Origin of the sequence: Chitinophaga sp. W2I13, from assembly GCF_050434005.1 — a bacterium.
Lineage (GTDB): Bacteria > Bacteroidota > Bacteroidia > Chitinophagales > Chitinophagaceae > Chitinophaga.
The window spans coordinates 7,723,675-7,746,713 of sequence record NZ_JBNPWD010000001.1 but is presented as its reverse complement, the minus strand read 5'-3'; the positions used below and the strand labels follow the sequence as shown (position 1 = coordinate 7,746,713).

Below are 23,039 nucleotides of genomic sequence, written 5' to 3'. Positions count from 1 at the left end.
TTATTGCCACATAATTGCTAATTTTGCAGGTAAATTAGTAATATTGGTTAATGAAAGTAATTCAATTTACTGTCCCCGTTGCCGATGAAGGTGCTGTAGTCATACAGGAAGATATCCTCCCTTACTTTTATAATTACCTGCATCGTCACAAAGAGGCGCAGGTAACACTTATTATAAAGGGGGAAGGCACCCTGATTGCCGGAAACTATACCCAACCTTTCAAGGCTGGAGATATTTATGTGATTGGCGCCAACCAGCCCCATATGTTTAAAGGGGATGCGCGGTATTTCGAAAATTTACAGGAGAAGAATATCCACGCCATCCATATCTTTTTCGATCATGAACATGCATTACAGGGCTTATTTTCCCTGAAAGAAATGGAGGCGGTAAGAAAGTTCCTGCAACTCAGCGCCAACAGCTTGCAACTGCCGGCCGAATACGCAGAAAAAACAGCTGCCGATATATTAAAGATCTCCCGGCTCAGCGGCGCCGAAAGGTTGCTGGCGTTTGTGGGCATGCTGGTATATTTCTCTAAACAGGTGAAGGATTGGAAGTCGTTATCCACGGGATTTTCCAGGCAATCTTACAGCGAGTCGGAAGGACTGCGGATGAATGATATTTATCAATACACGCTGGAGCATTATGCGGAGAATATTTCGCTTGGACAAATTGCCGGCGTGGCGCATCTTACTACTTATGCTTTTTGCAAATACTTTAAAAAACATACCCGCAAAACCTACCTCGAATTTCTGAATGAGATCAGGATCAATGTGGCGTGCAAGAATATTATTAACGGTGACTTCGACAGTATTGCAGCAGTGGCCTATGCTACCGGGTATAACAACCCGATTACTTTTAACCGGGTATTCCGGAAGGTAACGGGAATGTCGCCTTCGGCGTATGCAAGGCAATACCGCTTTGCGGAAGAACTAAAGTAAGTTAAACGAAAAAGGCTGACCATCGCGGTCAGCCTTTTTTAATATAAAGAGTTCTATTCTCAGTGAGCGAAGTCGCTCATATAATCGCCCGTAATACGCTCCATCGGAGGATTAAAGTAACCGAACTTCAGATCCGGGAATTCCTCATGGATCAGTTCCTGCAGCTGTTTTACCCCTAAGCATTCGCCCGTTTCCGTTACACCCAGTTTACCGAGGTACCAGTCGGGATCAATATTGAAATTACGCCACTGGATCATATTCAACCCTGTTTCCCTGATCAGTTTACGCAGCGCTTCATATTCATCTGCGCTATCGGTCATGCCCGGAAATACGAAGTAGTTGATCGAGGTCCAGCCGCCGAATTCACGCACTACTTTCAGGCTTTCGATGATATCTTCAAAAACGTAGTTGTTAGGGCGGTAATACGGGGTGTAATATTTTTCCTGTGCGGAGTTCAGGCTTACGCGGATACTGTTCAGGCCTGCTTCACACAGGGCTCTTACCGCATCCGGTTTACTGCCGTTGGTATTGATATTGATGCTGCCTTTAGGCGTGTGTTTGCGTATTTCCAGGATGGATTCGCGGATGGTTTCCCACATCAGCAGTGGTTCGCCTTCACAGCCCTGTCCGAAGCTTACGATAGGGAAGGGGGCCGATTCCAGGTGAGGTACGGTGTACTCCACAATTTCTTCCGCGGTTGGTTTAAAGCGGAGGCGGTCCTGCGTGGAAACAATGCTTTCTTCTTCCGGCTGGAATGAAATGCAGCCCACGCAATTGGCATTACATGCAGGAGAGGAAGGAATAGGGCACTCCCATCTTCCCATAAAATAATTACGGGCAGCAGGACACTCATAGGTGAGCGCGCAATTTTCCGCGAGGTGTTGTACCAGCCTGTTATGCGGGTATGCTTCCACCAGGGTTTTTACGCCCTGTTTCACTTTTTTATCGTCAAAACCCGCGCATTCCTGGCGGATATCTGCTTCAATGCGGGTGGCGGGCACATAAAACTTACCATCCAGCCAGCCTACTGCGGTGTAGCAAAACAGCGGCAGGGTAGGCGCATCCGGCATGGTTTCGTAGGCAGCCAGGTAAAAACCGGTATGCGCCGGTGGTATGAATGCGGCTACGGCCCATCCTTTATCACAAAGCTGCATATCGCCGGTGGCGGCGTTGATGCCAATACCACGGCGGCCGGGCAACTCATACAAATTACCTCCTTCCGGTAATTCAATCCATTCGTCTGCTTCTACCGGCCATGCATCCCAGCCGCTGCGGCCGGTTACATACAGGGTGGTATCTTCAAAAATATTACCGTTACCGTCTGAGTATAATATGTAAGGTGTTTGTTTTAGCATTTTCTGTTTTTATATACTGTTATTGCACCCTGCTCCGGAAGAAGTTATTCAGTGCTTCCCTTTGTTCGTTGCCTGGTTCATCCAGTATTTCGAGTTGCAGGATCTTGTTGTTCTTAAAGTCTATTGTGAGCAGATCGTTCCGCAAAATTACGTTATTCAGTTCGTTCCAGCCAACCAGCCTTTTTGAAAAGGTGGTAGGAAGGGTAATTCCGGTGGTATCCATCTTTACATACGATGGCTGGAAAATACGGTGTTCCATCCAGCCTACGTAGGCGAGCCCGGCGCCTACCAGGAACAGCAGTAATGCGGTAACCGGGTTGAGGTGCGACAGGAAATACAAACTGCCGGTAAAGCAGATGAGCGCTTCTATCATCCGTGCGACGGTATTGGCTTCGGTGAATTTCTTAAACCTTCTCATGGTAAAAGGAAAGCCGATGCACAATACACCTACTACCAGGAAAAAAAACGCCAGGAACCAGTTCGGCTGCGGACTGCGGTAAATACCGATCGCATTAAACAGGAACAGTATGCCCGTAAGCCCATGCATAACCGGTAATAACCGGATTCTGCTGGAGGTATTCGGATGCAGGATGCGCAAACTATGCATGAACACGAATGTGAGATTAAGAATTGGAACTGATCAACAGGTTACAAAGTTTGAACAACACACGGGCGCCTACGTTGGCATCCCATTCGTCGTGTGAAGTGCTTACTTCGTTCAAATCAAAACCGATCAGTTTCCGGCCGCTGTCCAGCACCCGTTTGAAGAGATAATATATTTGCTCCGCCTCAAACCCACCGGGTACCGGGGTACCGGTATGCGGGCATAATTTCGGATCCAGTCCGTCGATATCAAAACTGATGTATACCTGTTGGGGTAAGTTGTCTACAATGCTGTCGCAGATAGCTTTCCAGGATTCTCCCTCAAATTGTCTTTCCTTGATCTGTTTATCGAAGAAGGTTACTACGCGGCCTTCACTATTATTTACGTAATCCACTTCTTCTTCGCAATAGTCGCGGATACCTACCTGTACCAGTTTAGAGAGCTGCGGCACTTCTGCCAGGGCATTAAACATGATAGAGGCGTGGGAGTATTTGAATCCTTCATATGCATCGCGGAGATCGCAGTGTGCATCGATCTGGAGGATCCCAAACTCGCCCTTGTGTTCACCAATGGCTTTGAAGAAGCCGAGTGGCGTACTGTGGTCGCCGCCTACCAAACCTACCAGCTTGCCTTTTTCCAGGAGCGATTTGGTTTGGATGTACACCCACTCATTCATGGCCCTGGTACCGTTACTTACATCTACCAGTGTTTTTTTCAGGAATTCATTTTCAGAAATATCTCCCCCTTCGGTCAGGAATTTCAGGTACAGTTCTGCTTCCTTGCGCAGGTAATCGCTGCGGAGCAGGAGGTGCTTGTCTGGTTCCCGCATGTAGAAACCCTGTTTCCAGCCGTCTTTTACATCTGCGTCGTACAGGTCTACCTGGAAGGAAGCCCTGAAGATACGTTCCGGGCCGCGGGCCGTACCATTGTTATAGGAAACGGTCACTTCCCAGGGAACAGGTAATAATACCAGTCTTGCCTCTTCTTCGGAAAAAGGTAAACCAAAAACGTTGTTGGACAGCAGGCCAACCGAGTTAGGGTCAAATTGAGATAAATCTGCCATGATAAAGTCGTACTTTTCTAAATTCCGCGCAAAGATAGGATTCTGTTTACTTACAGCCGTCCTTCTCCTAAAAAGAATTACCTTTTATATAAAATTTGTCGGAAGAAGGTCATTTTCACTTAATTTTGCCGATTAATCGGAAACAAATAAAGTACGGCAAAAGGAAAGGAGTTGTTGAAGTCGCGCTGGTAAAGGGTTTTTGCAGCTTGTGTCTAATCAATAGGGAAGATAATTTTCATATGAAAAAAACAAATATTATTCTGCTGGTGGTAATTGCGGTGGCAATTGGAGTGATAGTGACTATGGTGGGTGATTTCAGCACCTATGAAACTTTTGCAACAGCCCGCGAGAAAGAAGGGAAAGAGTTCCATGTTATTGGTAAACTCGATACCTTAAAAGCGATGAACTACGATCCAACTAAAGATGCCAACCTGTTCAGCTTCTACGTCCACGATAAAACGGGGGAATCCCATAAAGTAGTTTTCTACGGCGCAAAACCTACCGACTTTGAAAAGGCCGAATCCATTGTACTGACCGGTAAAATGGAAGGCACTGAGTTTCACTGCAGCAAAATACTGATGAAATGTCCTTCCAAGTATAAGGACGACCAGGTTGCAGTGAGCAACAAACAGATATAATTAGCTATATGTATATGATTGTCGCCGTCGGATGATCAATGCCACAATATTCACATCTCTCAGAGGAATTTTATGAAGTTTGTAGGGGAACATTTACTGCCGGGCCAACTAGGCCACTTCTTTGCCATACTGGCATTTGTAGCATCTATGGTAGCCACCGTGGCTTATTATAATGTAGTTAAAGGAAAAGAACCGCTGATCAGGGATTCGTGGAAACGACTGGCGCGCTGGTCTTTCGTTATACAGTCGGCGGCCGTAATCGGCGTATTCAGCTGCCTCTACTTTATCCTGTATAATCACTATTTCGAATATAAATACGCATGGCGCAATACTTCCCGCGACCTGCCTATCCAATACCTGTTATCCAGCCTCTGGTCCGACCAGGAAGGCAGCTTCCTGCTGTGGAGCATCTGGAACAGCATCCTGGGGATTTTCCTGATCCGCACTTCCAAAAACTGGGAAGCGCCGGTAATGACCATCTTCTCCCTTGCACAGCTGATTATGGCCAGCATGTTGCTGGGTATTTTCATCCTGGGCTATAAAGTGGGCAGCAATCCTTTCATGCTGTTGAGGGAAGCGCCTGAAAACCAACTGGCGCCTATCTTCCAGACAGCAGACTATATGCAGCATATCCACGACGGAAACGGTTTGAATGTGACGTTGCAGAACTACTGGATGGTGATTCACCCGCCGGTATTGTTCCTGGGCTTTGCTTCTATGATCATTCCGTTTGCTTTTGCATTTGCCGGGTTATGGACAAAAGATTATACCGGTTGGGTAAAACCGGTACAGCCCTGGGGTTTATTTGCCATAATGATGCTGGGAACCGGTATAATGATGGGCGCTGCCTGGGCTTATGAATCGCTCAACTTTGGTGGTTACTGGGCATGGGACCCGGTAGAAAATGCATCGCTGGTGCCGTGGCTTACCATGGTGGCAGGCGTGCACACACTTCTGGCGTATAAAGCCACCGGGCACTCGCTGAAATCTACCTTCTTCTTCTTCTTTATTTCCTACGTGCTGATCCTGTACTCCTCTTTCTTAACAAAGAGCGGCGTACTAGGCGATACTTCCGTACACTCCTTTACCGATATGGGCATGAGCGCACAGCTGCTGATTTCCATGCTGGTGTTCACGGTTCCGGCCATCGCCCTGCTGATTGTACGCAGAAAAGAAATCCCTTCCGTAAAGAAAGAAGAGAACAGCTACTCGCGTGAGTTCTGGCTGTTTGTAGGTTCCCTGATCCTGCTGATTGCAGCCATCCAGATTACCTTCACTACTTCTATTCCGGTATGGAATAAATTACTGAGCCTCACCGGGCTGAAGTCTGCGTTCAACATGAACGATATTGCGCCGCCGTCTGACAGTATATTCCACTACAACAAAATCCAGATCTGGATTGCGATTGTACTGGGTGTATTAACGGCGATTGTGCAGTTTATGCGGTACAAGGATACTCTCCGCGGCGAAATCACGAAGAAACTGCTGGTACCTACTATCGTAGCGCTCTTATTAACCGGGCTGGTGGCCTGGAAAGGCACTATTACCTACGATACTTACGGCGCCGGTTTCCTTACTGCTATTTACCTGATGTTGTTTGCCAGCATTTATGCGATTGTGGGCAACTTCTTTTATATTTTCTCCGGCCTGAAAGGCAAAATCAAAAATGCAGGCGCTTCTGTTGCGCATATCGGTTTTGGGATGGTGTTGCTGGGCGTGCTGATTTCCTCCGCCAAAATGGAAGTGATTTCCCTGGACCGCATGAAGATGCTGGGCGATGGTATTTTTACAAAGGAAAGCAAACAGAATCCGCGGGAAAATATTATGCTGCCAAAGGATGTGCCGGTGGAAATGGGCGACTATCATGTTACCTATACCGGCGATTCCGTAGCGCAGGGAGATCCCAAAACGTATTATGTAGTGCATTATGAGAAAAAGGATAAACAAACCGGCAAGGCGCTGGAGCGTTTCACCCTTTACCCGGATGCGTTTGTGAATAAAAAGGAAAATGCGCTGTCGTCCAACCCGGCTTCCAGGCATTACCTCACGAAGGATATCTTCACCTATGTATCTGCCGCACCTAACCGCGAAGAAGCCGCCAAAGAAGATACCACACCTTATGTTACCCATGAAATGAAACAGGGCGATTCGGTGTTCTTCTCCAAAGGATTTATTGTGCTGAAAGGATTAAACACCAAACCGGAAAGCCGCAATTACATTCCGCAGAATGGCGACCTGGCCGTAGGCGCAGAGCTGGAGGTATATACGCAAACAGATGATCATTTTAAACTGCAGCCGATCTATTTTATCCGCGACAGCAGCTACCAGTACAGCGTGGAAGACACCCTGGCGCCACTGGGACTGAATGTACGGTTCTCGAAGATTATGCCGGCGGAGAATAAAATAGAGCTGAAGGTAAAAGAAGCGTCGGGCTTCAGCGATTACATCGTGATGAAAGCGCTGATATTCCCTTATATCAACGTGTTATGGCTGGGAATCATTATTACGGTGATTGGTACCGCCATGAGTATTTATCAGAAAGTAAGAAGAAGATAACCTCCGGATATTTTTTTGAAAGAATCCTTCAATGGCGTTGCTGTTGAAGGATTTTTTCTTGGTTAAATCACCAGCCGGGCAGCGCCATTTCAGAATTCTTATCTACATTTAGCTGGAATAAATATCCTTATGATGCCTAAGTGGTTGCGTATATCCCTGATCGTTATAGCCACAGCAGCTGTGGTGTATCTTCTTGGCCCCAAACCGGCCGAACCGGTTTACGAACACAAACTGCCCGCAGTACCGGTTGCCGGCCCGGCCCTGGAAGCCTACATACAGCATAAAGAAGCCGGGCACCGGCTCAAACCGGATAATGAAGCCCGTATAGTATGGCAGGACTCCGGACATCATAAAACGCCTTATTCCGTGGTGTACCTGCACGGCTTTTCCGCCAGCCAGGAAGAGGGGAACCCGGTGCATCGCAACTTTGCGGCACGTTACGGATGTAATTTGTACCTGTCGCGGCTCGACGGGCATGGGATCGATACCAGCGATCCATTGCTGCATATGACTGCGGCGGGTTTGTGGAAAGATGCAGAAGAAGCGCTGAGCATAGGCAAGGCGCTGGGTGATAAAGTGATCCTGATGACCACCTCCACGGGCGGCACACTGGGGCTGAAGCTGGCAGCGGCCTACCCGGGTGATGTATATGCGATGATCAATATGTCGCCCAATGTTGCGATCAACGACAACCTGGCCTTCCTGGCCAATAACCCCTGGGGATTGCAGCTGGCCAGAACGGTGAGCAAAGGTGATTTCAGGCGGAGCGATGATAAAGACCCCGAAATAGCAAAGTACTGGTACAACAATTACCGCCTGGAAGCAGTGGTGCAGTTGCAAAACCTGCTGGAATCCAGTATGGTGGAGGAGACCTTTAAAAAGGTGCATCAGCCGGTGATCAATTTATATTATTATAAAGATGAAACGCACCAGGATAAAACGGTGCGGGTAGCCGCCATCCTGGAGATGGAAAAGCAGCTGGGAACGCCCGATTCCCTGAAGGAAGCGGTGCCTATACCCGGCGCCGGCAGCCATGTGATGGGCTGTGCGCTCACCGGGCATGATATCCCCGCAGTAGAGAAAGCCATAGATGATTTCGTAGTAAATAAGTTACATATGAGGCCGGTACAGTAACACTTTTTAGTTAAACCGGATTTTCAAATCTTTTTATAACTTGTGGTAACATTCCGTACATAAGCAACGTTAAGTTAACTATGCGCATCCGTTTTAAACAGATCATCGTTTCATTATTCCTGGTACTTGTCATATCCCTCTGTCACACGGATGCGATGGCCCAGGAGGCGCATGGTGCTGATGTGATACCGTTGCATGCCATGATAGTAGGACGTGATACCGTTCCGGTAATCACGCTGGCAATATTTGACGTAGTAGCTAAAATGCCAAGGGCGCTGCGTAAAGAACGCGAGCGCTGGAGCCGTTTGCGCAATGCGGTATATGTAACCTATCCTTTTGCCAGATCGGCGGCAAAAGTGCTGAAAGATGTGAACAGCCGCATGGCTACCATGAATAAAAGGGAACGTAAAGCCTTCCTGGCCTCTAAAGAGAAAGAACTCAAGGCCCAGTTTGGCGATAAACTGGAAAACCTCTCCGTTTACCAGGGAAAAGTATTGATGAAACTGATCGACCGTGAAACGGGTCAGAACTGCTTTGAAATCATCAAGGAACTCAAAGGCGGCTTTAATGCCCGTGTTTGGCAAACCGTTGCTTTCTTTTTTGGAGGTAACCTGAAAAGTGATTACGACAAACAGGAAGACCGCGACATCGAGGTGATTGTGCAGGAGCTGGAAATGTACCAGCAATTCCGCGCCTACAATTAATTGGGCTATCTTCGTAATATTCGCCTGTCATGAAAAAGGGCTTATTATGAAAGCAAGGATCTTACTTATCAGCTTATTATTTATTTCTGTTGGAGCGATGGCACAGGTAGCCAGTGACGATCCCGTGTACGTGCTGGACAGCGTGATCGTGACGCCGTCGGCCATGGGGCAGGTGTCGCCCGACCGTATTGGCGTGATCACCATTGCCAAAGGCGCCAAGGCTGTGCTGAAATATGGCAACCAGGCGGAGAACGGCGTGATATATATAGAAACGAAACCCTTTGCCCGTAAAAGGGTGAATGTGTTATTGAGCAATGAATCCCCCGCATATGACAGTTTGTTGCGGAAATACGGGAACGACAGCAGCTTTTACTTCATCGTAAACGGCAAACCGGTTACGCCTACCAATGAAACCGGTTTGATGACCTTAGACCCGAAAACCTTCCGTTCTGTACGGGTTATTTCTGAGAAAGAGGTACAGGATAAGTACCAGGTGATGGACCGGAAAGCCGGGATCGTTATCACCAGTTCAGATAACTAAATATTTTCCCATCTTTGCACCTCAATTTACAGCATATGAAACTAGATATACTGGCTATAGCCGTGCACCCCGACGATGTGGAGCTGGGGTGTGCAGGCACACTGATGGTGCATGCGCGTCAGGGAATGAAGGTGGGCGTGGTGGATCTCACCCGGGGGGAACTGGGCACCCGTGGTACCCCGGAGCTGCGGGAACAGGAAGCGCAGGCGGCTGCAAAGATCATGGGACTGGAAATAAGGGAGAACCTGGGACTTGCTGACGGCTTTTTCAGAAACGATACGATGGAGCAAATGGCGATCATTACGGCGATCCGTAAGTACTGCCCGGACATCGTGCTGGCCAATGCAATGGACGACCGTCATCCTGACCACGGAAGGGCCGGCAAACTGATTGCCGACAGTTGTTTCCTGGCAGGGTTAAGAAAGATAGAAACTATGGCAGACGGGCAGACGCAGGACGCGTGGCGTCCGAAGCAGGTTTTTCATTTCCTGCAGGACCGTTATCATGAGCCTGATTTTGTAATAGATATCAGTGCCGTAATGGAGCAGAAGCTGGATGCGATTAAAAGCTTCAGTTCACAGTTCCTGGCGCCGAAAGATCATGAACCGCAAACCTACATTTCGGGTTCGGGCTTTTTCGACAGCGTTATTTACCGTGCAAAAATGCTGGGTAAGATGGTGGGGGTGGAGTATGCCGAGGGATATACGTCTGCCAAGATGATCGGTATCCGAAATTTTGCGGATATGATTAGCGAAACGACGTGACGCGGATTTTGTCTTTCTCACTGATTACGCTGATTTTACTGATTAGCTGGATTTTTACTTTTGGATTTTTTTGGATTTTAAGATTTAATAATATCTAATAATAAATGAGGGAGATAAGAGCGAATATCCGCTTATATCTCCCTTAATCCTTTATAAAATCCAAAGAATAAAAATCCAGGTAATCAGTAAAATCAGCGTAATCAGTGAGAAAGACAACATCCGCGGGGGACTGCGCTGGAGAATGGCTCTAACACGCCTGGGACATGCTTAGGAGTAGCCTTTGACATGCAGTAAAGATGGAGGTCACCTGGAGGTGATGTGGACTTGATCTGGAAACCATTGCCTGGTTTGGGTTAGCGGGGAATTTGATAGGGCTGTTTATGCATTTGGAAGAGATGGGAAGACAACGGCGGGGATATCCGCTATGGTCTGCCCATCTCTTTTTAATGATAAAGTGACGATATGTTTGGCGGCAGTTCAGCCGCTGAGTAAGGTTGTGAAAAGTTGAGGGGGCAGGAGTGCAGGCCGGTCGCATCAGTACTTACCGGCGTATAAAAGTCCGACCCCGCTTTGGGGCGTTTTCAGGAACGGTCAATGGGACCCGCTAAACACTAAATGAACAGATCTCGGGTAGCGTCGAATTCATCGTGTTTGATGATGCTGTTTTTAATAAACGGGATCAAAGCAAGTCCAATCGTGATAACCACCAGTAAAAAGTATTTTTTCTTCATTTCCATGCTAAATTGATTAAAAAAAGTCCACTTATATAACTAAATAACGTGCCAAAATGTTACAGAAATAGCATAAAAATGTTAAGTCCGGAACATTTTTTTTCCTTATAGTTGCCATGTTTGTTGTTGCCCGCCCTGCCGCAGGGGAAAGGCATATATATAGAGAAACTCAATACCACATTTTTAAAATCTATTTGATTAATAATGAATGTAATGTGATCTTTGCGCCGTCAAAGCATAAAATCATTAGTCTGTAAATCAAAAAGAGAATTAGTAATTATGAAAAATGTTATCTTATCCGTAGGGTCAGAGTTTCCCGAATTCAAAAAAACGGCTGTAGTATCAATTGAAAAAGGTAAAGAATTTTATGAATTGTCTTCTGAAGAACTGAAGAACTCCGGCAAATGGATGGTGATGTTCTGGTGGCCTAAAGACTTTACTTTTGTATGTCCTACTGAAATAGCTGAATTTAACAAACATGCGCAGGATTTTGCTGATCGTGATGCGGTGTTAATCGGAGCATCTACTGACAGTGAGTTTGTGCATGCTGCATGGAGAAGAGATCATGATGATCTGCGTGGCCTGCAGTTCCCTATGCTGGCGGATACTTCCAAATCCCTTGCTACTGAGCTGGGTATCCTGGAAGCCAATGAAAAAGTGGCTTACCGTGCTACCTACATTGTAGATCCTCAGGGTATTGTACGCTGGGTTTCTTTGTACGACCTGTCTGTAGGCCGTAGCGTGAAAGAAGTACTGCGTGTACTGGACGCGCTGCAAACAGATGAGCTGTGCCCTTGCAACTGGACGAAGGGTGAAGCTACGCTGACAGCTTAATGAATCAAGTCATTTACGGTTTTATTAAGAAAGAGGGTTGTCCTGCCGGGATAAGCGTGGCGGGACAACTTCTTCCGGTAATAAAATTATTAAATAAAAAAATTAGATATTATGTTTGCAACTACAAATCAGGATACGGCTGTTCAATTGCTGGAAGCAGTGGGTTTAACGGCGGATTCGGTTTCAGGAAAGCTGCAGTCGCTTGTAAACGTGGATGCGCGTTACCTGAAGGATCTGAAGATCAATGTATCCAATTCCCTGGCGGCGGCTACATTGTCGAAGAAAGAGGCGTATATGATCGGGCTGGCCGTGGCGGTAAATGAGAAGCATACGGATCTGCAGGCGTCTTTTGAGAAGCTGGCGGTGCAGGAAGGCGCAACCGACAAGGAGATTGCAGAGGTAATCAGTTGTACTTCCCTCATGAGTGCCAATAACGTATTTTACCGTTTCAGGCATTTTGTGAACAAGGAGTTTTACACGACTACTCCTGCGGGTATCCGGATGAGCATTATGGCGAACCCGGTTTTGGGGAAAGAGTTTTTTGAGTTGCTGAGCCTGGTGGTGTCTGCGCTGAATGGTTGTGAAATGTGTGTAACTTCGCACGAAGAAGCGTTGTTGAAACATGGAACCGATCAGCAAAGAGTGCTGGAATCGGTAAGATTGGGAGCCGTTTTACGTAGCCTGATCGTTCTGTTGTAAAAAATATTTTCGGCAAAAGACAGATGTAAATTTGCCTGATAACTGGATGGTTATCAATATTTTGCATTGTGTTCACATTTTAAGAAGCCGCTTTTCACGCGTGTCTTTTAAGCATATGTGAATAAATTCATTTAATAATATTTGCAAAATCCATAAATAAATTGGACTTTTGCATTCCTAAATTTTTAGATCATGGCAAGAGTATGTCAGGTGACAGGAAAGAAGCCGATTACAGGTCACCATGTTTCCTTCTCCAACATTAAGACGAACAGAAGGTTTCTTCCTAACCTGCAAAAGAAACGTTTTTTCCTGGCAGAAGAGGACAAATGGATATCATTGAAAGTTTCTGCTGACGGTTTAAGAACCATCAACAAGAGAGGTTTGTATGCAGTTGTGAAGGAATTGCGTGCAGCTGGTCAGGCAATCTAATTCTAAGACTCACTTAATTTGTAATACACAATGGCAAAAAAAGGTAATAGAGTACAGGTAATTCTGGAGTGCACAGAGCACAAAGCTTCTGGCAAACCCGGAACTTCCCGTTACATCTCTAACAAGAATAAGAAAAATACTCCTGAGCGTCTGGAGTTGAAAAAGTACAATCCTATTTTAAGGAAAGTGACTGTACACAAAGAAATTAAATAAGTAATTGTTGATGGTGAATGGCTGTATTAGCATACTGCCAATTAGCCATTGGACCATAAAAACAATAGAATACCATGGCAAAAGTAGCTTCAAAGAACGCGAAAGTAAAAGATACTAAAGCAGCAGCTGAATCAAAGGTATGGACTAAGGTTATCAGAGCCATCCGCTCTCCTAAAACCGGTGCTTATACTTTTAAGGAAGCAATCGTGCACAAGGATAAGATCCAGGAGTACATGACCCAAAAGTAATTCGGCTTTACTAATAATACTGAAAGGCTGTCCTGTTAAGGGACAGCTTTTTGCGTTATGCGGAGTTTGTCTTTCTCAGGATTACGCTGATTATACTGATTACCTTGATTTTTACTTTTTGGATTTTATAAAGGATTTAAAGAGATTTTGGAAGATATAAGCGGGTATATCCGTATACCCGCTTATATCTTCCAAAATCTTTTAAAATCTAAAGTGATCAAATCCCCTAAATCAGTATAATCCGCGTAATCCTGAGAAAGACAAAATCCGCGTAATCAGTGAGAAAGACAAAATCCGCGAATTTTCGCGTATTTTAGCACCCAAAAAACCGGGATGTACCGGACCCAATTAATCTAAACTATGAGCTTTTTCAATAAACTATTTTCCAGGGAGAAGAAGGAAAATCTGGATCAGGGTTTACAAAAAACCAAAGAGAGCTTCCTGAGTAAAATAGGACGCGCCATTGCAGGGAAGTCCAGTGTAGACACTGAAGTATTGGATAACCTGGAAGACGCCCTTATTTCTGCGGACGTTGGCGTAGACACGACTGTGAAGATCATTGACCGGATCGAACAGCGGGTAGCTAAAGATAAGTATTTGGGAACCAGTGAGTTGAACAGAATGTTGCAGGAAGAGATTGCAGCGTTGCTGGTAGATGCCCCTGATAGTGGTTTCCGTGATTTCGATATACCGGCCGGTAAGAAGCCTTATGTGATCATGGTGGTAGGCGTAAATGGAGTGGGCAAAACCACCACCATTGGTAAGCTGGCCTATAATTTCAAGAAAGCGGGTAAGTCGGTGATGCTGGGTGCTGCGGATACTTTCCGTGCAGCCGCAGTGGATCAGCTGACTATCTGGAGTGAAAGAGTAGGGGTACCGATTGTAAAGCAGCAAATGGGATCTGACCCGGGCGCGGTGGCTTTTGATACGGTACAGAGCGGGGCCGCTAAAGATGTGGATGTAATTATTATAGATACCGCCGGCCGTTTGCACAACAAACTCCACCTGATGGATGAACTGGGAAAAATTAAACGGGTGATGAAAAAGGTGATCCCGGACGCGCCGCATGAAGTGTTGTTGGTATTGGATGGTTCTACCGGGCAGAATGCGCTGGAGCAGGCTAAACAGTTTACAGCTACCACAGAGGTAACAGCCCTGGCTATTACCAAACTGGATGGTACTGCGAAGGGTGGTGTGGTACTGGCCATTGCCAACCAGTTTAAAATACCGGTAAAATACATTGGTATCGGTGAGAAAATGGAGGATTTACAGGTGTTTAATAAAGAGTCTTTCGTAGATTCGCTATTCAGTGTAAATGTCTGATTTTCTGTTTATTGTGAATGTTAATTAACAACTGGCACAAATCTTATTTAATATTTTACTTTAGGTGAAACAATCGGGCTCCCAACAGGAGCCCGGCTCGTTATTTGATTAACATTAAAGCGCTTCGTTTGTAATTATAAATAGCACTGCATTTATTAAATTTGAATACTTGTTCCCTTTTTGTACCCTTTTTAACAATTCGTAAGTATGATAGTACAGCACATAGATCGAGTTGAAGATATTACACCAGCGGAATTCAAGAAGAACTATTACCAGCCACGTAAACCTGTAATTATACCGGCGGCGGCGCTTAGCCAGCACTGGCCGGCCTACAACAAGTGGACATGGGATTATTTCAAATCGATAGTCGGAGACAAGACGGTTGGGGTATATAATAATGAGCGCGCCAACGAGAATACGCTTGTCAACGGAGCAGATGATTATATTACTTTCGGGGCATACCTCGATATGATACAACAGGGACCGGTAGCGCTCCGGATCTTCCTGTTCAACATTTTTCAGCATGCTCCCCAGCTGGTGGAAGATTTTACTTTCCCGGATGAATTTGCCTCCGGGTTTCTGAAGAAATACCCGATGTTATTTGTGGGCGGCGCCGGTTCGGTGGCGCATATGCATTACGACATCGACCTTTCACACATTTTCCATACACAGTTTATTGGCCGTAAGCGGGTATTGTTGCTGGAGAATAATCAGTCGCCGCTTATTTACCGGATGCCTTTTACCGTAGAGAGCGCTGCGAACTTCGTCAACTGGCATGAGCAGCTGGACCAGGACCAGTTTCCGGCGCTGAAACATGCGCGGGGATATACTACTATCCTGAACCACGGGGACACGATGTTTATGCCGGCGGGCTACTGGCATCATATGGAGTACCTGGATGGCGGTTTCGCCATGAGTCTCCGGGCGCTGGATCCTTCTTTCGTCAATAAACTAAACGGGCTTTATCACCTGGTGGGCCTGCGGGGAATGAATAACCTGATGATCAGGATGGCCCCCAAGTGGTGGTACCATTATAAACGGCAGAAGGCCCGCGAACGTGCCGACAAGGCCATACAAACGCTGAGCTGACCTGGGTTTCAACGTTATGCTAAGTAGCTAGTCAACAGTTACTTAGCATTAATTTCCAATTGTCAATTCTTTTTACTACCTTTGCACCTTCCTTAACCCCCACTAAGACTCAAGTCACATACAGTAAGTCTGCTGTTACATTCAATCAGTGTCTGTGTGTCTTCGTGGCGGTAGCGGCTCAACAAATGATTGACCGCTTGTTTAAAAACATTCGCGCTTGAAGACAAAAACTTTAAAGAAAGACAAGGTTAATATTATTACGCTTGGTTGTTCCAAGAACATGGTGGATTCAGAAGTACTGAGCGGTCAGCTCATGGCTAATGAAATCGATGTGGTGCATGAAAGTGCAAAACGCGATCATAACATTGTGGTGGTGAACACCTGCGGATTTATTGACAAGGCCAAAGAAGAATCGATTAACACCATCCTGGAGCAGGTAGAGCTGAAACAACGTGGTAAACTGGATAAAGTATACGTAACGGGTTGTTTGAGTGAACGCTACAGGGGTGACCTGGAATCAGAGATCGGCGGAGTGGATGCCTGGTTCGGAACCATGGAATTGCCATTGCTGCTGAAAAAATTTGATGCAGATTATAAAGCAGAACTGATTGGAGAAAGATTACTGAGTACCCCGTCTCATTATGCTTACCTGAAAATAGCAGAAGGTTGTAACCGTACCTGTTCTTTTTGTGCTATTCCGCTGATGCGGGGTGGCCATGTTTCCAAACCTATTGAGGAGTTGGTAACCGAAGCACAGAAACTGGTGAAATCCGGTGTAAAGGAAATCATGCTCATTGCGCAGGAGCTTACCTATTATGGTTTGGACCTGTATAAGCAACGCCGTTTGGGAGACCTGATGCGTGCGTTGGCCGGAGTGGAAGGACTGCAATGGATTCGTCTCCATTATGCTTATCCCACCAAATTCCCGATGGAGATCCTGGATGTGATGAACGAGTTCCCAAATATCTGCAAGTATATTGACATGCCGCTGCAACATGCTTCCAATGCCATGTTGAAGGCCATGAAGCGTCAGATTACCAGGGAGGAAATTGAGCAGCTGGTGCATGACATCAGGGCCAAAGTACCGGGTATCTGTTTACGTACCACCCTGATTGCCGGTTTCCCCGGTGAAACGGAAGCGGACGTGGAAGAACTGAAAGGTTTCCTGGAAAGAATGCGTTTTGACCGTGTAGGGGTGTTTACCTACAGTCATGAAGAAGGAACCAGCGCCTATGAACTGGAAGATAATATTCCAGCAGAAGAAAAGGAGAGCAGGGCGCAGGAAATAATGGAAGTACAGCAGGAAATCTCCCTGGAAAAAAACCAGGAGAAAATAGGGAAGATCTTTAAAGTAATAGTAGATAAAAAAGAGGCAGGCAGATACCTTGCCCGTACCGAGTTTGATTCGGTGGAAGTAGACAACGAAGTGATCATTGACACTACCAAACGCCTGAAACCGGGCGACTTTGTAGAAGTACGTATCACCAAGGCGTTTGATTACGACCTCGAAGGAGAACTGGTAACCAACAGCTAATCACTGAAGGTAACCAACAGCCGATAGCTAACCGCTGGAAGCTGAAATAATATTTTTAACAGCTGACAGCGCACTGCTGGAAGCTATATACACAGCTCCCGACGGAGCTTGATTAATGCAAATATGACTACATTTGAATCACTGGGCTTACAAGAGCCTATCTTAAAGGGAATTACGGACCTGGGCTTCGTTTCCCCAACTCCCATCCAGGAACAGGCAATACCAGTATTGTTAGGAGGTGACCGCGATTTCGTAGGTCTTGCCCAGACGGGCACCGGTAAAACTGCTGCATTTGGCCTGCCATTGCTGCAGCAACTGGATCTGAAAATAAATAAACCACAGGGACTGATCTTATGCCCTACGCGTGAACTCTGTTTACAGATCACCAATGATCTGAAAAACTTCAGCAAATACCTTGGCGATGTGAGCATCGTAGCGGTATATGGCGGTTCCAGCATTGTTCAGCAGCTGCGTGAACTGAAAAGAGGAGTACACATTGTAGTGGCTACTCCCGGCCGTTTACTGGATATCATTGACCGTGGTGCGGTTAATTTCGACAATGTGCGTTATGCTATCCTGGATGAAGCAGATGAAATGCTGAACATGGGATTCCAGGAAGACATCAACAGCATCCTGTCTAACACCCCTGAAGGTAAAACTACCTGGTTGTTTTCGGCTACTATGCCAACGGAAGTTCGCCGTATCGCCAAGAAATACATGGAGGATCCGTTTGAACTGACTGTAGGTAACAAAAACAGCGGTAACGTTAATATAGAACACGAATACTACGTAGTGCGCCCGCGTGAAAAATATGCGGCCCTCAAACGTATCGTGGATTTCAACCCTGAAATTTTTGGTATCGTTTTTACCCGTACCAAAATTGAATCACAGGAAATTGCAGAATCGCTGATCAAGGACGGTTACAATGCAGATGCCCTGCATGGCGACTTAACCCAACAGCAGCGTGATAAGGTGATGAAACGCTTCCGCGAAAGAGCGCTGCAGGTATTAGTAGCTACAGATGTGGCTGCCCGTGGTATCGACGTGGATAACGTAACACACGTAATCAACTACGATTTACCGGATGACGTGGAAAACTACACACACAGAAGTGGCCGTACCGGCCGTGCTGGTAAATCAGGTATCTCTATTGCTATCATCAGCAGCCGTGATACCGGAAAGATCCGCCAGATTGAACGTGTGATCCAGAAAAAATTTGTAAAGTCTGAAGTACCGGACGGTTTCGCAGTATGTGAAAAACAGCTGTTTGGCCTGGTGCATAAAGTACATAATGTAGTAGTGAACGAAGAGCAGATTGAGCCTTACATGGAACGCATCAACGAAGAGTTTGCCTCCATGAGCAAGGAAGACCTGATCAAACGTTTTGCTTCCCTCGAATTCAACCAGTTCCTTGAATATTACCAGGATGCGCCTGATCTGAATGCAAAAGACGACAGACGTGCCGGTACACTGGGAGATGACAGAGGTCCGCGCAGAAGCGATGGCAAATTCACCCGTTTATTCATCAACCTGGGTTCAGTAGATGATTTCAACCGCGGCGATATGCTCCGTTACCTGTGCGACAATACCGGTCTGCGTGGCAATAAAATCGGCCGTATCGATCTGAAGGGTGTTTATTCCTTCTTTGAAGTAGAGAACGAAGAACTGCCTAAAGTAACCGAAGCTTTCAAGAAAGTGGAATATAACGGCCGCAGCGTGAGGATAGAAATGTCCCAGGATGGCGACAGACGTCCCCGCACCGGTGCCGGCGCAGGCGATCGTGGCCCGCGTCGTGAAGATGGTCCGCGTAAAAGAAGCTGGAGTGCAGAAGGTGGCAGCCGCACAGGTGGTAGCCGCAGCGGTGGCGACAGACGTGAGTCTTTCGGCAGCGGTGGCAAACCTCCATACAAGAAAAAATACTAATCCGCAAAACGGAATAGCAATATAAAAAGAGAAAAGGTGTCCATCGGGCACCTTTTTCTTTTTATGTAAATATCTGTTTCATTGTATAGGTCATTTTCCCAAATTTAAACTATCTTGTTAATCAAGACACCCAATTCACACGTTATTATGACCGGAGATACAAATCGCGCTTTACAGTACGTAGAACCATTTACTCTTTTTTCTTCCAGTGATATAACGCTTTTCCAGGCAGGCTCACATTACCGGCTATACGAAAAGTTTGGCGCCCATGCGATGGAGGTGGAAGGCGCCCATGGAACGTACTTTGCCGTTTGGGCACCGGACGCGGCATTTGTAGCAGTAATGGGGGATTTTAACGGATGGGATCATTACACCCATACGCTTTACCCCCGGTGGGATAGCTCCGGCATCTGGGAAGGTTTTGCACCCGGTGTAAAGCCTGGCTCCCTCTATAAATACTTTATCCGTTCCAACAGCGGGGAAGAGCTGATCAAGGGAGATCCATACGCCAATCACTGGGAGGTACGTCCTAAAACAGCATCGGTGGTATACCCGCTTGATTATGAATGGGATGATAAGAAATGGATGGATCATCGCCGGAAAAACAATGCACTCGACAGTCCTTTTGCCGTATACGAGGTACACCTCGGTTCCTGGCGCCGCCCCGATCCCTCTGATCCGGAGCGCGTATATTCCTACCAGGAAATAGCCGATATGCTGGTGCCGTATGTAAAGGAAATGGGATTTACCCATGTAGAATTAATGCCCGTTATGGAGCATCCTTTTGATGGTTCCTGGGGATACCAGATCACTGGTTACTTTGCACCTACTTCCAGGTATGGCACGCCACAGGATTTTATGGAGATGGTGGAAGCCTTCCATCTGGCCGGTATTGGTGTGATACTTGACTGGGTGCCCTCACATTTCCCATATGATGCGCATGGACTGTTCCGCTTCGACGGATCGCATGTGTATGAATATGCGGATATGCGTAAGGGTTATCACCCTGACTGGAACAGTTATATATTCAACTATGCACGGAACGAGGTGCGATCGTTTTTACTGAGTAATGCCGTTTTCTGGTTCGACCGGTTCCATGTAGATGCCATCCGTGTAGATGCAGTAGCATCGATGATCCACCTGGATTATTCCAGGGAGAGAGGCGCATGGGAACCGAATGAAGTGGGTGGTAATGAGAACCTGGAAGCCATCAGTTTTCTGAAGAAGCTGAACGAAACGATATATGCGCTGTTCCCCGATGTGCAAACCATTGCGGAAGATTCTACCTCCCACTATGGCGTATCCAGACCTACTTTTATGGGTGGGCTGGGCTTTGGTATGAAATGGATGATGGGGTGGATGAATGATACGATCGATTATTTTAAAAAGGACCCTATCCACCGGAAGTGGTACCAGAACGATCTGACTTTCAGCCTGGTGTATGCGTTCGGAGAGAACTTTATGCTGCCGCTGAGTCATGATGAAGTGGTACACGGGAAGTCGCCCATGCTGTATAAAATGCCTGGTGACGACTGGCAGCAATTTGCCAATCTCCGGTTGCTATATAGTTATATGTATACCCATCCCGGCACCAAGTTGCTGTTTATGGGTGATGAATTCGGGCAAACATCCGAGTGGAACTACCGCGGGGAGCTCGACTGGCACCTGATGAAACATCCTACCCATCAGGGTTTAAAGGCTTTTGTAAAAGATATCAACGAATTTTACGCCGCTTCTACCGCTTTATATGAGCAGCAGTTTGATGCCGCAGGATTTGAATGGATAACGGTAAACGATTATGATAACTGTGTGCTGGCCTATGTGCGGAAAGGAAAAGCAGCCGGCGATATTCTGCTGGTGGTATTGAACATGACGCCGGTAGTCCGGGAAAACTACCTGGTGGGACTTCCCGTAGCGGGAGAGTGGGAAGAAGTAATGAACAGCGATGCCCCGAAGTATTACGGCAGTGGTGTGGTGAACACCGGTGTTATCCGCACCGTTAAGCAGACGTATAACGGCAGGGACTATACGATTTCTTTGCGCTTGCCTCCTTTGGGTGCGACTATATTGAAGCTGCGATAGCAGCGGAGGTTGTCTTTCTCGCTGATTACGCTGATTATACTGATTACTTTGATTTTACTTTTTTGGATTTTATAAAGGATTTGTGGAGATGTAAGCGGAGGTTGTCTTTCTCGCTGATTACGCTGATTATACTGATTACTTTGATTTTACTTTTTGGATTTTATAAAGGATTTGGGAAGATACAAGCGGATATACTTGCTTTATCTTCCCAAAATCTTTTTAATCCGTGTGATCAAATCCCCTAAATCAGTATAATCAGCGAGAAAGACAACCTCCGCTTACATCTCCACAAATCCTTTATAAAATCCAAAAAAGTAAAATCAAAGTAATCAGTATAATCAGCGTAATCAGCGAGAAAGACAACCTCCGCTTACATCTCCACAAATTCTTTATAAAATCCAAAAAAGTAAAATCAAAGTAATCAGTATAATCAGCGTAATCAGCGAGAAAGAAAAAATCCGCCCCAAATTAAACCTTCTCTTATTTCCATCGTCTATTAGCAATCTGATCCCTGTTGCAATAAGCGGTGATGGTGGTACGTTTTATGTGGTATCAGTGTTTCAACCAGATCAATTCGTCCATATTTTTATTTAGTTACATAAAACCGTTCTTTTTATGAAAAACTTTCTCCGCAAACCGGGGCATGGTTTGGTGATGGCAGTGTTGGCTGCTGTTACATTAGCGGGAGCCTGTAAAAAGGATAACTCCGCTTCCACCACGCCTATTCCGGACAATAAACAAAAGGTAAGTCTTTATTTATCAGATGATCCGGGTTACTTCGACAAAGTATTACTGGATATCCGCAGTGTAGAAGTACTGGTGGACACCTGCGGTAAAACGGATGACGACAACTGGTCCGACCGGGACCGTTGCTGGTGGGATGAGGACCGTGACCACGACCGGAACAGTGGGCGGGATACCTGCCAGTTGTGGGATTCATTGGATATTAACCCTGGTGTTTATGACCTGCTAACTTTAAGAAACGGAGCTGATACCCTGCTGGCTGGCGGCGTGGTAGCGAAAGGAACAATGGAACGTATCCGTATTACTATTGGCGACCAGAATTCGCTGGTGAAGGACGGTGTTACTTACCCGGTGAAATCGATCTCCGGTCAATCGAAGATCATTGTGAGAGTGCGTCACAACGAGTGGGATGAGCTGAGCGCGGATAACCTGCAGTTGTGGCTGGACTTTGATGTACAACGCTCTATTATCAGAACATGGAACGGAAAATTCATCCTCAAACCCTACATTAATGTATTCACCATTCTTAAAATGGGCAGTATTTCCGGTAAGGTAACCCCATGGGATGCCTACCCGGTGATTTCTATTTATAACAGCAGCAGCGACACTTTATATGCACTGCCATGGAGAAGCGGTGAGTATAAGGTACGTGGTTTGAAAGTGGGCGACGACTGGAACGTTTTTGTAAATGCCTCCAACGGTTATAAGGACACCACCGTTACCGGCGTAAAGGTAGAGCGCGGGAAAGACACGCGGATCGGGAATATCCAGCTGCATAAATAGTAGCAGCGTAGGTTGTCTTACTCAGGATTAAACTGATTACACTGATTACGCTGATTTGATCACTTTTTGATTTTAAAAGATTCGGGGAGATGTAAGCGAAGATAACCGCT

At 46.3% G+C, this 23,039-nt stretch carries 21 protein-coding genes; 18 read left to right on the top strand and 3 right to left on the bottom strand.

Features of this window, described 5'->3' with window-relative positions:
* Window positions 1–50 precede the first annotated feature (50 nt).
* Entirely contained in the window at window positions 51–938 is an 888-nt protein-coding gene (locus QFZ48_RS31495) for an AraC family transcriptional regulator (protein ID WP_370911368.1), read from the top strand.
* A 59-nt stretch (window positions 939–997) separates the two neighbouring features.
* Here QFZ48_RS31495 and QFZ48_RS31490 read toward each other — a convergent pair whose 3' ends face one another.
* Genes QFZ48_RS31490 through QFZ48_RS31480 form a run of 3 tightly spaced genes read right to left on the bottom strand, consistent with a single transcriptional unit; the run spans window position 998 to window position 3,960 of the window.
* Entirely contained in the window at window positions 998–2,293 is a 1,296-nt protein-coding gene (locus QFZ48_RS31490) for a radical SAM protein (RefSeq protein ID WP_370911371.1), read from the bottom strand.
* Window positions 2,294–2,312: 19 nt separating this feature from the next.
* Complete coding sequence (locus tag QFZ48_RS31485; RefSeq protein ID WP_429046699.1) at window positions 2,313–2,900, bottom strand: hypothetical protein; 588 nt, start codon at window positions 2,898–2,900, stop codon at window positions 2,313–2,315.
* 16 nt (window positions 2,901–2,916) lie between these two features.
* Window positions 2,917–3,960: an agmatinase family protein gene (locus QFZ48_RS31480; RefSeq protein WP_429046700.1), complete on the bottom strand. Its 1,044-nt coding sequence runs from the start codon at window positions 3,958–3,960 to the stop codon at window positions 2,917–2,919.
* Between the two features lie 239 nt (window positions 3,961–4,199).
* Between QFZ48_RS31480 and QFZ48_RS31475 the strand changes: the two genes are divergently transcribed.
* The 17 genes from QFZ48_RS31475 (at window position 4,200) to QFZ48_RS31395 (ending at window position 22,929) form a co-directional block, all read left to right on the top strand.
* Window positions 4,200–4,598, top strand: coding sequence for a cytochrome c maturation protein CcmE (locus QFZ48_RS31475; protein WP_370911374.1), 399 nt, complete (start codon window positions 4,200–4,202; stop codon window positions 4,596–4,598).
* Between the two features lie 72 nt (window positions 4,599–4,670).
* A complete protein-coding gene (ccsA, locus tag QFZ48_RS31470) occupies window positions 4,671–7,154 on the top strand; it encodes a cytochrome c biogenesis protein CcsA (protein ID WP_429065405.1) in 2,484 nt (827 codons plus the stop codon).
* Between the two features lie 132 nt (window positions 7,155–7,286).
* Window positions 7,287–8,288 (top strand): alpha/beta hydrolase, encoded by a 1,002-nt coding sequence (locus QFZ48_RS31465; RefSeq protein WP_429065403.1) that lies wholly within the window; start codon window positions 7,287–7,289, stop codon window positions 8,286–8,288.
* Window positions 8,289–8,368: 80 nt separating this feature from the next.
* Entirely contained in the window at window positions 8,369–8,992 is a 624-nt protein-coding gene (locus tag QFZ48_RS31460; protein ID WP_429046703.1) for a DUF4294 domain-containing protein, read from the top strand.
* 46 nt (window positions 8,993–9,038) lie between these two features.
* Window positions 9,039–9,533, top strand: a complete 495-nt coding sequence (locus QFZ48_RS31455; RefSeq protein WP_429046704.1) for a hypothetical protein — start codon at window positions 9,039–9,041, stop codon at window positions 9,531–9,533.
* Window positions 9,534–9,568: 35 nt separating this feature from the next.
* Window positions 9,569–10,297 (top strand): bacillithiol biosynthesis deacetylase BshB1, encoded by a 729-nt coding sequence (gene bshB1 / locus QFZ48_RS31450; RefSeq protein ID WP_429046705.1) that lies wholly within the window; start codon window positions 9,569–9,571, stop codon window positions 10,295–10,297.
* A 1,010-nt stretch (window positions 10,298–11,307) separates the two neighbouring features.
* Window positions 11,308–11,862, top strand: a complete 555-nt coding sequence (locus QFZ48_RS31445; protein ID WP_133810274.1) for a peroxiredoxin — start codon at window positions 11,308–11,310, stop codon at window positions 11,860–11,862.
* 111 nt (window positions 11,863–11,973) lie between these two features.
* Window positions 11,974–12,561 (top strand): carboxymuconolactone decarboxylase family protein, encoded by a 588-nt coding sequence (locus QFZ48_RS31440; protein ID WP_370911380.1) that lies wholly within the window; start codon window positions 11,974–11,976, stop codon window positions 12,559–12,561.
* A gap of 192 nt (window positions 12,562–12,753) precedes the next feature.
* Window positions 12,754–12,990, top strand: coding sequence for a 50S ribosomal protein L28 (gene rpmB, locus QFZ48_RS31435; protein WP_079468087.1), 237 nt, complete (start codon window positions 12,754–12,756; stop codon window positions 12,988–12,990).
* A gap of 30 nt (window positions 12,991–13,020) precedes the next feature.
* A complete protein-coding gene (gene rpmG / locus QFZ48_RS31430; RefSeq protein ID WP_370911381.1) occupies window positions 13,021–13,203 on the top strand; it encodes a 50S ribosomal protein L33 in 183 nt (60 codons plus the stop codon).
* Window positions 13,204–13,277: 74 nt separating this feature from the next.
* A complete protein-coding gene (locus QFZ48_RS31425) occupies window positions 13,278–13,451 on the top strand; it encodes a DUF4295 family protein (RefSeq protein WP_079468085.1) in 174 nt (57 codons plus the stop codon).
* A gap of 360 nt (window positions 13,452–13,811) precedes the next feature.
* The gene (gene ftsY, locus QFZ48_RS31420; RefSeq protein ID WP_429065401.1) at window positions 13,812–14,774 is read left to right on the top strand and encodes a signal recognition particle-docking protein FtsY; all 963 of its coding nucleotides are present in this window, start codon (window positions 13,812–13,814) and stop codon (window positions 14,772–14,774) included.
* A gap of 207 nt (window positions 14,775–14,981) precedes the next feature.
* Window positions 14,982–15,863, top strand: coding sequence for a cupin-like domain-containing protein (locus QFZ48_RS31415; protein WP_429046707.1), 882 nt, complete (start codon window positions 14,982–14,984; stop codon window positions 15,861–15,863).
* Between the two features lie 217 nt (window positions 15,864–16,080).
* Complete coding sequence (gene rimO / locus QFZ48_RS31410) at window positions 16,081–17,397, top strand: 30S ribosomal protein S12 methylthiotransferase RimO (protein WP_429065399.1); 1,317 nt, start codon at window positions 16,081–16,083, stop codon at window positions 17,395–17,397.
* A 123-nt stretch (window positions 17,398–17,520) separates the two neighbouring features.
* Window positions 17,521–19,320, top strand: a complete 1,800-nt coding sequence (locus tag QFZ48_RS31405) for a DEAD/DEAH box helicase (RefSeq protein WP_370911385.1) — start codon at window positions 17,521–17,523, stop codon at window positions 19,318–19,320.
* A 147-nt stretch (window positions 19,321–19,467) separates the two neighbouring features.
* Window positions 19,468–21,402: a 1,4-alpha-glucan branching protein GlgB gene (glgB, locus tag QFZ48_RS31400; RefSeq protein ID WP_429065398.1), complete on the top strand. Its 1,935-nt coding sequence runs from the start codon at window positions 19,468–19,470 to the stop codon at window positions 21,400–21,402.
* 615 nt (window positions 21,403–22,017) lie between these two features.
* A complete protein-coding gene (locus tag QFZ48_RS31395) occupies window positions 22,018–22,929 on the top strand; it encodes a DUF4382 domain-containing protein (RefSeq protein WP_429046710.1) in 912 nt (303 codons plus the stop codon).
* The last annotated feature ends 110 nt before the right edge of the window (window positions 22,930–23,039 follow it).

What these genes read in the sequence shown, in the direction of transcription:
- rpmB (WP_079468087.1), top strand. Translation starts at nt 12,754, where the DNA reads ATGGCAAGAGTATGTCAGGTGACAGGAAAGAAGCCGATTACAGGTCAC.
- QFZ48_RS31465 (WP_429065403.1), top strand. Translation starts at nt 7,287, where the DNA reads ATGCCTAAGTGGTTGCGTATATCCCTGATCGTTATAGCCACAGCAGCT.
- QFZ48_RS31395 (WP_429046710.1), top strand. Translation starts at nt 22,018, where the DNA reads ATGAAAAACTTTCTCCGCAAACCGGGGCATGGTTTGGTGATGGCAGTG.
- QFZ48_RS31440 (WP_370911380.1), top strand. Translation starts at nt 11,974, where the DNA reads ATGTTTGCAACTACAAATCAGGATACGGCTGTTCAATTGCTGGAAGCA.
- QFZ48_RS31460 (WP_429046703.1), top strand. Translation starts at nt 8,369, where the DNA reads ATGCGCATCCGTTTTAAACAGATCATCGTTTCATTATTCCTGGTACTT.
- QFZ48_RS31490 (WP_370911371.1), bottom strand. Translation starts at nt 2,293, where the DNA reads ATGCTAAAACAAACACCTTACATATTATACTCAGACGGTAACGGTAAT.
- rpmG (WP_370911381.1), top strand. Translation starts at nt 13,021, where the DNA reads ATGGCAAAAAAAGGTAATAGAGTACAGGTAATTCTGGAGTGCACAGAG.
- QFZ48_RS31475 (WP_370911374.1), top strand. Translation starts at nt 4,200, where the DNA reads ATGAAAAAAACAAATATTATTCTGCTGGTGGTAATTGCGGTGGCAATT.
- glgB (WP_429065398.1), top strand. Translation starts at nt 19,468, where the DNA reads ATGACCGGAGATACAAATCGCGCTTTACAGTACGTAGAACCATTTACT.
- QFZ48_RS31405 (WP_370911385.1), top strand. Translation starts at nt 17,521, where the DNA reads ATGACTACATTTGAATCACTGGGCTTACAAGAGCCTATCTTAAAGGGA.
- QFZ48_RS31445 (WP_133810274.1), top strand. Translation starts at nt 11,308, where the DNA reads ATGAAAAATGTTATCTTATCCGTAGGGTCAGAGTTTCCCGAATTCAAA.
- QFZ48_RS31495 (WP_370911368.1), top strand. Translation starts at nt 51, where the DNA reads ATGAAAGTAATTCAATTTACTGTCCCCGTTGCCGATGAAGGTGCTGTA.
- ccsA (WP_429065405.1), top strand. Translation starts at nt 4,671, where the DNA reads ATGAAGTTTGTAGGGGAACATTTACTGCCGGGCCAACTAGGCCACTTC.
- QFZ48_RS31425 (WP_079468085.1), top strand. Translation starts at nt 13,278, where the DNA reads ATGGCAAAAGTAGCTTCAAAGAACGCGAAAGTAAAAGATACTAAAGCA.
- QFZ48_RS31455 (WP_429046704.1), top strand. Translation starts at nt 9,039, where the DNA reads ATGAAAGCAAGGATCTTACTTATCAGCTTATTATTTATTTCTGTTGGA.
- QFZ48_RS31480 (WP_429046700.1), bottom strand. Translation starts at nt 3,960, where the DNA reads ATGGCAGATTTATCTCAATTTGACCCTAACTCGGTTGGCCTGCTGTCC.
- QFZ48_RS31485 (WP_429046699.1), bottom strand. Translation starts at nt 2,900, where the DNA reads ATGCATAGTTTGCGCATCCTGCATCCGAATACCTCCAGCAGAATCCGG.
- ftsY (WP_429065401.1), top strand. Translation starts at nt 13,812, where the DNA reads ATGAGCTTTTTCAATAAACTATTTTCCAGGGAGAAGAAGGAAAATCTG.
- QFZ48_RS31415 (WP_429046707.1), top strand. Translation starts at nt 14,982, where the DNA reads ATGATAGTACAGCACATAGATCGAGTTGAAGATATTACACCAGCGGAA.
- bshB1 (WP_429046705.1), top strand. Translation starts at nt 9,569, where the DNA reads ATGAAACTAGATATACTGGCTATAGCCGTGCACCCCGACGATGTGGAG.